A 13822-nucleotide genomic window follows, 5' to 3' on the forward strand; every position below is an offset into this window, starting at 1 on the left:
CCGCACGTACAAAATCGTCCGAGCTGTCTAATACAGTATATCCGAAATTCATTTTTGACATTTCGAGCAATACCCGAAGAATTTTACTTCGTGATCGGCGATCTGGAACCCGCAGCGTGCTTCGATCTCTGCCTCGAGCGTTTCGAGCAGGTCATCACTGAACTCCATAACCTCACCGCAGCCATGACAGATCAAATGGTGGTGATGATGACCGTCTGTTGCTTTGGCAAGTTCATAACGACTGCACCCGTCGCCGAATTCGATCTTCTGCAAGATCGCCAGTTCAACGAGCAAGTCAAGCGTGCGGTATACAGTCGCCAGACCGATCTCATATTCTTGGTCGCGCAAGATCTTGTGCACTTCTTCAGCGCTGAAATGTTTATCGTCTTGTTTCAAGAATACTTGCAGCACGATCTGTCTTTGCGGCGTCATTTTGTATTGACGAGCCTGTAATTTCTGTTTCAATTCATCCATGCTTATGTTCATATACGCCACCTTCTTCTTTCCACCAAAAGTGTTTTATTAAAATTCGCACCGTTGCGATCACAGGCAGTGCCAATATCATGCCACCGACACCATACAATTCTCCTGCCAGCAAAAGTCCCGTAATAACGATGACAGGATGCAAATGAATGGACCCTCCCATGATCTTAGGTACGATAATATGATTCTCAACTTGTTGCACGATCAAATAAAATAGTGCTGTCTTGAGCGCGATCATTGGTGTTATGGTAAGTCCAAGCACTATTGCAGGGATCGCCGCCAAGATCGGCCCGATAATAGGGATCGCTTCCGTAACGCCCGCCAGACATGCCAACACGAACGGATACGGTATCTTTAAAAAAAGCAGTCCTCCGAACACCATAGCTCCCACCAATAAGCACACCAATATCTGCCCTTGCAGATAACCGCCGATAGCGCGTGCCACCTCTGTCAAAAGCGTACGCACTTTCTCACGATAACGCTCATCAACGAGCGATAAGACGTTGTCGGCAAGAAGCCGGTAGTCTTTGAGCAGGAAAAATATCAATACAGGAATCACGATGAAATCAATGATTCCCGAAAATATTTCTATCGAAAAAGTTGCCATCTTTTTGGCGAAATCAAGTCCGATCGTCATGCTGTTTTGCAACACATCTTTTATCATGCCTTGCAGTTCTTCACCGTAGAACCGATTATCGTTGACATTCTGCGCCAATGCGACCAAGACTTGCTGCAAGCTCTGCAAGATAGCAGGAATATTCTCCGATAAATGGACGATTTCTTTCACGATCGGCCGTACAATAAAGCCCGCCAGAAGCACTAGTGCGGCAACAGCAATAAGTATCGAGGTTATGATCGCCACACTCTTGCCGTATCCACTCGGACTTGGCCACCAAGAAAATGCAATCAGTCTTACTACCAACGGATGAAGCAAAAAAGCACCCGCCACCGCAATTAAGATCGGTATATAGATCGGTGTTGCCGAAGCGATCATCAGAAGCAATACGGATAATACAATCACACGAAACAAGACATGAGATCGCACTTAGCCGCGCCCTCCTCGTATGTGCTACCTATTAAAAAATAAACGGATTCTGTTCTTTTTCCGTACCGATATCGGTCGCAGGTCCATGTCCCGGATAGACTGCCGTCTTATCGGGAAGCGTAAAGAGCTTTGTCTTGATGCTTTCGTTCAGCTGTCGCATCGAACCGCCCGGGAAATCGGTGCGTCCGACAGACAGATAAAACAGTGTATCTCCGCTGAATACAGAACCTTTGTCCGTATAGAGCGAGATGCCGCCCGGTGTATGTCCCGGTGTTTCAAGCACGGTAAATACGATATCTCCGATGGTGATCGTGTCACCGTCTTTGAGATAACCATCAGCTGCACGAAGCTCGATCGGCCTGCCGATGAAAAGCGATAAGTTCTTTTCGGCAGAAGCAAGCATCGCGCTGTCTTTTTCATGAATATATAATCTCGCATCCACAAGGTTGCGTAAGTCATCGTTCGCAGCAATATGGTCTGCGTGTCCATGCGTATCTACGATCGCCTTTACGCGAAGTTTTTTGGCATGAACATATGATACGATATCCGAAGTATTTCCGCCCGGATCAATGATCATCGCTTCGTTCGTACGCTTGCAAGAAACGATATAACAATTCGTTCCCAATGCGCCGACCTGCATCGTTTTTATCTCCATCATACCCAACCTTTCTGTTTTTATACTATCCTTTTTGCGACGGTATCGCGCGATAGACGCTGTATACGTCTTTCAACCGACGCAGTTTCGTCATGATCGTTTCGATCTGCATATTGTTCGCGATCTCAATTTCCAAGACGATCGTCGCTGTATTGTTTTTATGCGTTCGTGCATTGATAGAAGTAATATTGATCTTCATCTCGGACGGTACCATCATCACTTCTGCCATAAGGCCTGCACGGTTACTGCAATTGATCTCGACTGTAACCTTGTAGAGCGTATCGGTCATGATATCCCAACCGACATCGACCATACGTTCGTATTCGTTCGTATCGAGCTTGATATTCGGACAGTCCGCCCGATGTACCGATACCCCACGACCACGCGTGATATATCCGACGATCATATCGCCGGGGATCGGGTTGCAGCATTTTGCCAGACGAACCATAAAGCCCGTTTCGCCTTCGACAAGTACGCCATGGCTCGATTTACTGCTTGATTTCGTATTCGACGGTTTTAAAGATGCAAGCATCTGCGACACATCAGGCGGCGTTTCCAAGCGGATCTCTTTTTTATAGATCTCCAAAAGTTTACTGATGATGCCTTTTGCCGTCATCCCACCGAATCCGACAGTTGCCAACACATCGTCTGCCGTACCTGCCGCTAATTTTTGCGCAACTTTCGTCAGACGATCGTTTTTCGTCAACGTCTTGAATTCGTAACCGAGTTTTTTGCTCTCTTTTTCTAACAGTTCTTTACCTTTGATGATATTTTCTTCGCGGCGTTCTTTTTTGAACCACGAGCGAATCTTATTTCGTGTTTCCGAAGCACCGACGATATTGAGCCAGTCACGGCTCGGACCTGCGCTCTGCTTATTCGTAATGATCTCAACGATATCGCCATTGACCAAACGATATTCAAGCGGCACGATCTTGCCGTTGACTTTGGCACCTGCACAGCGATGACCGACATCCGTATGGATACGATACGCAAAGTCAAGAGGTATCGAACCTGCAGGCAATGCGACAACGTCACCGCGCGGTGTAAAGACGAATACTTCATCGGCGAACACATCGAGCTTGACAGCTTCCACGAACTCTTTCGGGTCACGTATCTCCTTCTGCCACTCTATGAGCTGACGAAGCCAGGACATCTTTTCTTCAAGGCCTTTGCCGCTGCCCTTGCCGCCTTCTTTATACTTCCAGTGCGCCGCAATACCATATTCGGAAACGCGATGCATATCATACGTACGTATCTGTATCTCAAGCGGTTGCCCGTGAAAATCAATTACAGTCGTATGGAGCGACTGATACATATTACTTTTCGGTACGGCGATATAGTCCTTGAATCGTTTCGGAATCGGCTTCCATATCGCATGGATCGTACCCAATACAGCATAACAATCGCTAATATTATCAACGAGTACACGAATCGCAGACAAATCGTATATCTCATTGAGCGTCTTGTTCTTCTTCACCATCTTGCGATAAATGCTGAAGAAATGTTTCGGTCTGCCGTGTATCTCGCACTTGATGCCCGCACTTTTGAGCTTATCGCCAAGCACCCCAATAGACTCATCTATAAGAGCCTTGCGTTCTTCTCGTTTTTGCTTAACATCGCGTACCAACTCATAATATTTCTCGGGTTCCATATATCTAAGACACAAGTCTTCCAATTCACACTTGATATTGGATATCCCCAGTCGATTGGCAAGCGGTGCAAAAATATCGAGCGTTTCTTTTGCTACACGCACTTGTTTTTCGGGCTCGACATCTTTGAGCGTACGCATATTGTGAAGCCTGTCCGCCAATTTTATCAAGACAACGCGAATATCCTTCGCCATCGCCAAGAACATCTTACGGAAGCTCTCTACTTGCTGTTCTTCCTTCGACTTGAACTGAAGTCGGCTGAGTTTCGTCACGCCATCGACAAGACTGGCGATCTCGGGACTAAACTCTTTGGCAATATCGTCGAGCGTGATACGTGTATCCTCTGCTACATCGTGCAAAAAAGCCGCGCTGATCGTGATCGCATCAATACGAAGTGTCGTCAATATCTGCGCAACACAAAGAGGATGTGTAATATATTTATCCCCGCTCTGTCTGAGCTGGTCGCCATGTGCAACATCAGCGAACTCATATGCTCTGCGCACCAGATCGACAGGCGCATCAGGCTGATACGCTTGCAGGGCACTGATAACTTCATCAATTGTCGGTATTTTTACAGTATCCATATTGATTACCCCTAAAAATAAAATCCTTACCTTTTATTGTAACAAAAAGTCATCAATAAATCACTAGTAAATGCGTATTCTTCCCAAATAAAAATGAGAATATTATCAAATGAAAGTGAGAATCATCGAATTCTGCGGATAAATAGGCTGATTGATACGCGCAAGCAGTTTTTCTCCCGTTTCCGTCAGAACAGTTTCGCAAAATCCACCGAACGCATCTTGTTCGGCAAGTCCTTCCGAATACGTTACCGATTCTGTCAATTCGCGCTTGCGATTCAGCGTAGGAAGGATCTCTATCTCACGTTTATTCCCTCTCGTATGACGTTTGATCAAAGAAAGTTCTTCAAATATCTTGAGCGCATTCTGCACGCCCGCATCGGAGCTGTATCTGCCCGTAGCAGTTTCCATTTCTTCTGCCAGCTCCGCATTTGAGAGTGACAGGCGATCATCGAGCGCACGTTTTTTCAAGATACTGTACAATACAGCCAACGTTTCCCGATTGGGTGCACGGTCTTTAAGTATCTGCTGATTGAGCCGAGAGTCTTCCGCCCCGAACATCAGATAGATACGACTATTTTTTCCATCGCGACCGCCACGACCGCATTGTTGATTAAACGAAGTAAAGTGAAACGGCATATGATATTGGATAACGTTACGAATGTCGGGAAGGTCTACCCCTTCTCCGAAGGCACTCGTGGCAACGACCGTTTTTAGTTTGCCCTCTTTGAACCAATTTTCTACCGTTACGCGCCATTCGTTTTTCATGCCTGCATGATAAAAGCCTATCTTATCTTCCATCCACGGCAATTTTTTTCGCAGTGCCGAAGCAATGTCGAACGCTTGCTTGCGACTGTTGACGAAGATCAATGTCTTTTCGCCGCGACCGACGATCTCCATCAGTCGTTCATGCTTTTTCTGGCTGTCACGACAGTCAACAAGTTCCAGGTTGCTTCGCACCGTACGGTCAACGAATATCTCGTCGATAAGGAGCGATGTTTGTATTGCACTTGCCACCTCATCCGATGCCGTCGCCGTTACAACAAGCACCTGAGGATCGCCTATCGCTTCGCACAGATGGCGTATCCGACCGTATATCGGTCTGCGTGACGAGCTGATGGCAATATGATGCCCTTCATCGACAACAAGGAACCCTATCTTACGATTCGTTCCCACAAGACTTTCGCTATTCACTTCAAGGAATTCGGGCGTCGTCAATAAGATATCAACACTGCCTTCCCGCAATGCCTCATAGAGCTCGTGTCGTTCCTGTGCATTGATCGTACCGTTACCTTTATAAACACACAACCCCAGTTGTGCCATCTTCTGTTTTAAGCTGTTATATTGATCGTTGACGAGCGCACGAAGCGGATACAAGATGATCGTCATCTCTCGTTTCATCATCGCCAACTTGGCGGCATGTGTCTGAAAGATCGCCGATTTTCCACGTCCCGTTCCCATGATCGCCAAAATATTTTTTCCGTTATCGAGTTCGGTCAATATTCTCTGCTGACTCGTATGATAATCGTACTTACCCAATATTGCTCTGCGAATTGTATCCTGTTCATACGATTGCGTTTCTCGTACAACCATTTCTTGCACAGAGGTCTTGACCATGATGATATTGACACCGTAAGAATGATCACCACCGCCCGTAACAGCGGTAACGATACAACGATAATTCGTTCCCGCATCAATAATCGGTGCAATATCGGCGGCGATCTCTTTTCGGATATGTCCGACATCGCGTCCATCTTGCGTCAAAACACGGATAGCATTCGTATCGTACGGATTATCGGGCTCTCGATGCAAGATAAGTTCTTCCCCAACACGAAGTGTCGGAATTACATCTTGTCTGTTATCAAACGTCACGCCGACTAACTTGGAATAAAAAGACTCTGCATCGGCGATCGACTCTTGTCCGTCATGTTCTTCCGCGTACAGCGCAGTAAACATCTCATCATGGAGAGGATGCATCCGCACATCTGACATTACAAGCTGTACGGTACGTTGTCCGTTCCACTCATTGATATCGGGCTGAAATGCAATATCCACCTTATCGGCAACTCGATACTGTTTTGTCATCTCGGGCATACGCCACCCGATACAGTCAAGCGCACTAGTAAGACACTGCACGCGCATCTTGACAGTCTGCTGATCTTTGCCGATTTTCGTAAGCGACTGTATCGGCATACTTTCACACGCAAACAATGGACGCGGATTCCCCATACCGAACGGTTCCAATATATCAAGAGAATGAACAAACTGCTCATTCACTTCCGTCGGAGCAACGACAGCATCGATCTTCACCTGCGGTCGCCAAATATCATTATCGGCATAAGCTGCCGCATATTCATTCATACGAATACGAAATTCGTCTATTCTGTCGGCTTCCAAAGAAAGTCCTGCCGCCTGCTTATGTCCGCCGAACTTCGTCAAAATATCCTGACCTGCTTTGAGCGCATCTAAGATGTCGAATCCTGCAATACTGCGACAAGACCCCTTGCCCATACCATCTTCCGTTGTGATGACGATCGCAGGACGATAATATCGTTCTACGATGCGCGAAGCAACGATCCCGATGACACCACCATGCCAGCCCTCTCCGCTGACAACGATCACATAGTCATCTGCTAAATTTTTTTCTTCGATAACAGCGATGGCTTCTTCCAGTATCTCTTTTTCGATACGCTGACGTTCTTCATTCTCCGCATTCAGTTCCTCAGCGATCATGCGACATCTGTCATCATCTTCTGTAAGCAGAAGCTCCACTCCGCTCTCGGCTTGACTGAGCCTGCCTGCCGCATTCAACCGTGGTGCTAAGCGAAAACCGACACTGCCTGCCGTTACCTGTGCAGGGTCTACTTGACTGACCTTCATCAGCGCATACATTCCTCGGTTACGACATGTCTTCATCTCTGATAATCCGCGCTGTACAAGCATACGATTTTCTCCGACCAAAGGAACGATATCGGCAACTGTACCAAGTGCGACAAGATCGTAATATCGGTTCAGCGTTTCCCCACGCATCATCTGCCAGAGTGCTTGACACAACTTAAAAGCCACCCCAACACCTGCCAGCATCTTTTCAGGATATGCACAACCGTCTTGTTTCGGATTGATGACGACATACGCATTCGGTAATATATCGAGCGGTTGATGGTGGTCGGTAATAATAAGATCGACACCCTTTGGCATCGCCTCCGCCTCTGCAACTGACGTGATACCGCAGTCAACAGTAACGATCACCTTCGCATCGTGCAGCTCGATAAGCTCTGTCAGAGAGTCGCTATTGAGCCCGTATCCTTCGGTATGACGATTCGGAATGAAATATGCTATATCGGCACCGAGTTCTTGAAGCACGCTCATCATAAGAGAAGTCGCCGTAATACCATCTACATCATAGTCCCCGTAAACAACGATTTTTTCTTTTTTTTCGATTGCCGTTTGAATTCGTTCGACAGCTTTATCGATCCCTTTCATCAAAAAAGGAGATACGTCGTACGCCTCATCTCGCGTTAAAAACCGCTTTGCATCGTCTACTGTCGTGATGCCGCGATTTACCAATATCTTCGCTATATAAGAAGGCACTTCAAGCGCAGTCACCAAGCTGTCTACTATTTCCTCATCTGCCTCGAAAAAATTCCATCGTTTCTCCATCATAGTCGATTCTTCCTTTGTTTGGATTCTGTCTAAATATATAATGATTCGCTTTGATAAAGCTATTTCCTTTTTATACGAAAAAAGAGACTACATCAACTGCAGTCTCTTTCCATTTTTTAAACTTCATCTTTCAACCAAGAAGAAGCATCATATTCTTTTTTCGGCTCGTCTTTCTGTTTGGAAGACACTTTTTCTTTCTCTTTTTTCGGTGCATTGTCGCGATTCGTCAAGCGGCGTTTATCTTTACGATTTGCCAAGATGACCCATACAGGCGCCGCATTGAAAATCGAAGAATACGCACCGATGAACATACCGATCGTCAACGCAAGTGCGAAGCCTTTCGTCGTTTCGCCACCGAAGAAATAGAGCGAGAGTACGCAGACCAAAACAGTTACGCTCGTATAGATCGAACGTGTCATCGTCTGCCACAAGCTGTCTTCTACGAGTTCTTCATAGCGACCGCCGCGTCTGCGCAGCTTGAGATTTTCACGAATACGGTCGAAGATAACGATCGTATCGTTGATCGAATAACCGACGACTGTCAAGATCGCCGCAATGAATGCCGAGTCGATCTCATATTGCAGAAGCGAGAATGCCCCGAGTACAACTAGAACGTCGTGAAGGAGCGAACCGATCGCCGCAATACCGAACGTAAATTCAAAGCGATATGCAATATAGAGAACGATAAGCACCCACGAGATCAATACAGCAACGATAGCATTCATCGTAAGTTCTTCCCCGACGACACTGCCGACGAGTTCAACACGTTTGATCTCGAAATTACCGATAGACTCTTTGAGGTCTGCCGCTACTGCCGAGCGAGCTTCCTCCGACAAGACCGGCGTTCGTATCATGGCATCTTTGGATGTCGTCTGTCCTTCTTCCGTTGCCAACTGGATAACGCTGTTACCAAGGCCGTGACGCGCCATAACGTCACGCACCTGTTCAACCGATACAGGTTCTTCGAACGACACATCCATGATCGTACCGCCCGTGAAGTCGATACCAAGGTTGAAGCCTTGTACACCGATCGACACTAAACCCGGTAAAATGATGAGCAAAGAGAGAATAAACCAGAGTTTGGTTCTTTTGATAATATTAAATCGAAAACGTTCCATCTGCACCAATCCCCCTTATACCCCGAAAAACTTACTGTTCGTAATTGCTTTCGAATTCAGCAAGCTTCTCATCAAGAATTGTGTGACGGTAACCGCCGTAAACATACTGAGAACGATACCGACAAGCATCGTAATAGCAAAACCTTTGATCGAACCCGTTCCCAAGAAGAAGAGAACGACACCGGCAATTGCCGTCGTGATGTTCGAGTCGATGATCGTCGTAAGTGCACGATGGAAACCTGCATCCATCGCCGCACGAAGTGTTTTCCCCGCACGAATTTCTTCTTTAAAACGCTCGAAGATCAATACGTTCGCATCGACCGCCATACCGATACTGAGGATGATACCCGCAATACCCGGAAGCGTAAGCGTTGCGTTCAAGAGATTGAGCGTAAGAAGAATAAGCAGCGTGTAAAGAAGAAGTGCGATATTGGCAATGAAACCCGACATACGATAGAACACGAGCATGAAAAGAACGACTGCACCGATACCAACACCGAATGCCACGACGCTCTTATCTTTGGAGTCCTGACCGAGCGACGGACCGACCGTTCTCGTTTCCATGACTTCTACTTTAACCGGAAGAGAACCCGAACGCAGAAGGATCGCAAGATCTTGCGCTTCTTCTATCGTACGATTACCCGTAATAACAGCTTTACCATTCGGAATGATAGCCTGAACAGTAGGGCTGGTCAATACTTGTTTATCAAGCAAAATAGAGATCGGTCTGCCGATATTCTCTGCCGTAACTTTGGCAAACTTATCCGCACCTTCAGGTGTAAATTCAAGTGCAACAAGATTCTGCTGAGCTTGGTCCATCTGAGCACGCGCATCTTTGAGATCACTGCCTGTCAAGACAGTATTGCCTTTTGAATCTTGGAACTCGAGCATTGCTGTTTTACCGATCAACTTGATAGCGCTGTCCGGGTCTTTGATACCCGGAAGCTCAACGATAATACGGCGTTGTCCTTCCCTCTGAATGATCGGTTCTGTCAAACCGAGTTCGTTTACGCGTCGTTCAATGATTTTCACGACACGATTTACCGAATCGTCGTCAACTTTGGCTTCGGGCGTATCGACAGCCTCTAAGACGACATGTGTACCACCTTGCAAGTCAAGACCTTGTTTGATAGACGATGCCAACGGCTGAATGCAAAATGCAAACGCAACGATAATGGCAATGACTGCCGCAAGGAATTTTGCAAGTTCATTTTTTCTCACAATAAGTCCCCCTATCTCGTCCTTTCGAACAATCCAAAACCGTCAAACAAGCAAAATACAGTTCACTCCTGCACTTTGCTTGTCCGACAGTCCGTTATTCCATCTTGTGTGACCAGATAATCCAGTTTCGCATCCCACACGTCTGTCGGCAACGACTGTTTTATCTGGCAAGAAAATGCAAATCCGATTCGTACAGCTCGTATATCTGCCAAAAAGCGATCGTAATATCCGCCACCCATTCCAAGGCGCTCTCCACTCTGCGTAAAAGCTATACCGGGAACAACGATCAGATCGATCTCGTTCGGCTCCATGCTTCTTGCATTCTCACAAGGTTCCAATATACCGAACGAGCCGACACGCTTAAGGTCGTCCCAAGAATGAATGATAGCGGCGCGCATCTGTCCGTTTCTGTCTGTTACCTTAGGAACACAGACCGTCTTACCGTCACAGAGCATCATTTTGATAAGCGAATGGGTATCGACTTCCATGCGCATTGATACATAGCACATCACTGTACGAGCATTATGATATAGAGCAGACTGCAAAAAATGAGCCGTAACAGCCTCATTTTCCTCAGTCCGATAAACCTCCGTATACGCTTTTCGTTCGGCAGCATATTGCCGCCGAACGAAATCTTTGTCCGTATCTATCACGACTTATTTTTGACCGCGCATTTTGATCGGGTCGTTCATATTGTTTGCAACCGACATACGTGCGATCTCAACTTCAACTTTATCAGCGATCTTGATCTTTAAGACATCATCTTTGATTTCCGTGATCGTACCGTATACACCGCCGACCGTAACGATCTTGTTGCCTTTTTTGAGGTTCATAAGCATATTTTTTCTAGCCGTCTGTTCTTTTTTCTGCGGACGATAGAGCAAGAAGTAAAATACTACAAGCATAAATACGACCGGGCCGTATGCGACCAATGTCTGAACCATCTCGTTGGATAAATCCACAATAATCCCTCCAAAATATTATTTAACCTTGTTTTTATTCCACACAAGTTTGATTTTTCCTTTTATTTCGTCTGATATTGTTTAAAAAACTCCTCACGGAACACAGGGAATCGGTCTTCGATGATCGATTGACGCATTTCCTTCATAAAGTTGATCAGGAAATATAGGTTATGGATCGTCGTCAAGCGAAGTCCGAATATCTCTTCTGCTTTGAGCAAGTGACGAATATACGCACGCGAGAAATTACGGCATGTATAGCATCCGCAGTTTTCGTCGATCGGACGGAAGTCATGTGCATACTCCGCATTCTTGACGACAAGTCTGCCGTTACGTGTCATTGCCGTACCGTTACGCGCAACACGTGTCGGGAATACACAATCGAACATGTCGATACCGCGCATAACGCCTTCGATCAAGCAATCGGGCGTACCGACCCCCATCAGATAGCGCGGTTTGTCTTTCGGCAAGAGCGGTACCGTATATTCAAGGACTTCATACATAAGCGATTTTGGTTCACCGACCGAAAGACCGCCGACTGCATAACCGGGGAAATCGAGCTCGATAAGCTCGCGTGCACTCTGTTCACGAAGGTCTTTGTACATACCGCCTTGCACGATACCAAAAAGTGCTTGGTCTTCACGTGTCAACGTATCCTTGCATCGTTTTGCCCAGCGTGTCGTACGTTCGGTCGATGCTTTTGCATATTCATAATCGGCAGGATACGGCACACATTCATCAAATGCCATGATGATATCCGAGCCGAGTGCCATCTGCACTTCCGTCGCACGTTCAGGCGATAAGAACTGCTTCGAACCGTCCAAGTGCGAACGGAACGCGACACCTTCTTCGGTAATTTTGCGCATATCGCTCAAACTGAATACTTGGAATCCGCCGCTGTCCGTCAAGATCCCTTTATCCCAGTTCATAAACGAATGAAGTCCGCCCGCTTCTTTCACCAAGTTCTCACCCGGACGCAAGAAGAGATGATACGTGTTGCTCAAAATAATATCGGCACCCATCTCCTTGAGTTCGTGCGGTGACATCGCTTTGACCGACGCTTGTGTTCCGACCGGCATAAAGAGCGGCGTATCGAACGTGCCGTGTGGTGTATGTAAGCGACCTGCACGCGCACCCGTTGTCGGACATTCTTTTATCAATTCATATGTTACAGCTGCCATCTATTTCACCCCAATATATTGAAATCTGGGCATCGTCTGCCCATCTGCCGTGACCGTTTCACAAAACATACGGAGCGGCCTGACCCAATAGCCGTATTCACCGTAGAGAGCGCGATATACGACCATATCTTCAAGTGTTTCGCTGTCTTTGGCAACGGCGATCACTTCGTATTCTTTGCCTTTGAAATGGCGGTATCTGCCTGCCTTCAACTCTGCCATTATATATTCTCCTTCTTGGGACGCGAAAGGAACATCGCATCACCAAACGAGAAGAAACGATATTTTTCTTCGACAGCTACGCGATACGCTTCGAGCATCATCTCACGGTCTGCGAGCGCGCTGACAAGCATCAAGAGTGTCGATTTCGGCAAGTGAAAATTCGTTACAAGCGCATCAACGATCTTAAATCGGTAACCCGGATAGATAAATATCTCTGTCCAGCCCGTTTTCGGCGTAATCGTGCCGTCTTCTTCTGCCGCCGATTCGAGCGTACGTACCGCAGTCGTACCGACTGCAATAATACGACCGCCCGCCTCTTTCGTCTGACGGATCGCTTCTGCTGCCTCAGCCGATACCGAATAATATTCTTTGTGCATCACATGCTCCAAAACATTCTCCACATTGACAGGACGGAACGTACCAAGTCCGACATGAAGCGTTACGAAAGCAAGTCGAACACCTTTTTCTTCCAGCTTCGCAAGCATCTCTTTCGTAAAATGAAGACCCGCTGTCGGTGCTGCCGCCGAACCATTCTCTTTGGCATAGACCGTCTGATAACGCTCTTTATCTGCCAATTTTTCTTTGATATACGGCGGAAGCGGTGTTTCGCCAAGTCTGTCAAGCACTTCTTCGAAAATGCCTTGGTAACGGAATCGCACGATACGTCCGCCAAAATCGGTATTGTCTTCCACAACACAGCTGAGCTCGTCACCGAACAATATCTCTTGCCCGATGCGAGCCTTCTTGCCCGGTTTGACAAGCACCTCCCAACGGTCGCCGTCAAGACGTGTCAAAAGGAATACTTCTACCTTACCGCCCGTCGGTTTGGCACCGATCAGACGTGCAGGAATAACGCGTGTATTGTTAAATACCAGAAGATCACCTGCTTCTACATCATCGAGCAGGTCATAAAAATGCGCGTGTACTAGTTCTCCCGTATCGATATTTACTTTTAACAAGCGAGAATGATCGCGCGGCTCACAAGGGAATTGTGCAATTCGCTCTTCCGGCAAATCATAATCAAAATCCGATAATTTCATTTGTTAGC

At 46.8% G+C, this 13822-nt stretch carries 12 protein-coding genes; all 12 read right to left on the bottom strand.

Translation table 11 applies throughout. The annotated features are described in order from the left end of the window. Positions 1-48: 48 nt before the first annotated feature. The 12 genes from IJN28_01990 to queA all read right to left on the bottom strand — a co-directional run bounded on the left by IJN28_01990 (position 49) and on the right by queA (position 13814). Positions 49-486, bottom strand: coding sequence for a transcriptional repressor (locus IJN28_01990; GenBank protein ID MBQ6712544.1), 438 nt, complete (start codon positions 484-486; stop codon positions 49-51). Next, positions 467-1528 carry an AI-2E family transporter gene (locus IJN28_01995; GenBank protein ID MBQ6712545.1) on the bottom strand — a complete coding sequence of 354 codons (1062 nt, stop codon included), beginning with the start codon at positions 1526-1528 and terminating at the stop codon, positions 467-469. The genes IJN28_01990 and IJN28_01995 overlap by 20 nt, the downstream gene beginning before the upstream one ends. Before the next feature lie 31 nt (positions 1529-1559). Next, the gene (locus IJN28_02000; protein MBQ6712546.1) at positions 1560-2183 is read right to left on the bottom strand and encodes an MBL fold metallo-hydrolase; all 624 of its coding nucleotides are present in this window, start codon (positions 2181-2183) and stop codon (positions 1560-1562) included. A gap of 25 nt (positions 2184-2208) precedes the next feature. Further along, positions 2209-4416 carry a bifunctional (p)ppGpp synthetase/guanosine-3',5'-bis(diphosphate) 3'-pyrophosphohydrolase gene (locus IJN28_02005; protein MBQ6712547.1) on the bottom strand — a complete coding sequence of 736 codons (2208 nt, stop codon included), beginning with the start codon at positions 4414-4416 and terminating at the stop codon, positions 2209-2211. A gap of 105 nt (positions 4417-4521) precedes the next feature. Continuing rightward, positions 4522-8076, bottom strand: a complete 3555-nt coding sequence (gene recJ, locus IJN28_02010; GenBank protein ID MBQ6712548.1) for a single-stranded-DNA-specific exonuclease RecJ — start codon at positions 8074-8076, stop codon at positions 4522-4524. Between the two features lie 116 nt (positions 8077-8192). Next, a complete protein-coding gene (gene secF, locus IJN28_02015) occupies positions 8193-9194 on the bottom strand; it encodes a protein translocase subunit SecF (protein ID MBQ6712549.1) in 1002 nt (333 codons plus the stop codon). Between the two features lie 15 nt (positions 9195-9209). Then, the gene (gene secD / locus IJN28_02020) at positions 9210-10415 is read right to left on the bottom strand and encodes a protein translocase subunit SecD (protein ID MBQ6712550.1); all 1206 of its coding nucleotides are present in this window, start codon (positions 10413-10415) and stop codon (positions 9210-9212) included. A 62-nt stretch (positions 10416-10477) separates the two neighbouring features. Continuing rightward, positions 10478-11068 (bottom strand): 5-formyltetrahydrofolate cyclo-ligase, encoded by a 591-nt coding sequence (locus IJN28_02025; GenBank protein ID MBQ6712551.1) that lies wholly within the window; start codon positions 11066-11068, stop codon positions 10478-10480. A 3-nt stretch (positions 11069-11071) separates the two neighbouring features. Continuing rightward, positions 11072-11359 carry a preprotein translocase subunit YajC gene (yajC, locus tag IJN28_02030; GenBank protein MBQ6712552.1) on the bottom strand — a complete coding sequence of 96 codons (288 nt, stop codon included), beginning with the start codon at positions 11357-11359 and terminating at the stop codon, positions 11072-11074. An 80-nt stretch (positions 11360-11439) separates the two neighbouring features. Then, the gene (gene tgt, locus IJN28_02035) at positions 11440-12555 is read right to left on the bottom strand and encodes a tRNA guanosine(34) transglycosylase Tgt (protein MBQ6712553.1); all 1116 of its coding nucleotides are present in this window, start codon (positions 12553-12555) and stop codon (positions 11440-11442) included. Then, entirely contained in the window at positions 12556-12774 is a 219-nt protein-coding gene (locus IJN28_02040) for a DUF1653 domain-containing protein (GenBank protein MBQ6712554.1), read from the bottom strand. After that, complete coding sequence (queA, locus tag IJN28_02045) at positions 12774-13814, bottom strand: tRNA preQ1(34) S-adenosylmethionine ribosyltransferase-isomerase QueA (GenBank protein MBQ6712555.1); 1041 nt, start codon at positions 13812-13814, stop codon at positions 12774-12776. The genes IJN28_02040 and queA overlap by 1 nt, the downstream gene beginning before the upstream one ends. Between the last annotated feature and the right edge of the window lie 8 nt (positions 13815-13822).

This window comes from Selenomonadales bacterium (assembly GCA_017442105.1).
GTDB lineage: Bacteria > Bacillota > Negativicutes > RGIG982 > RGIG982 > RGIG982.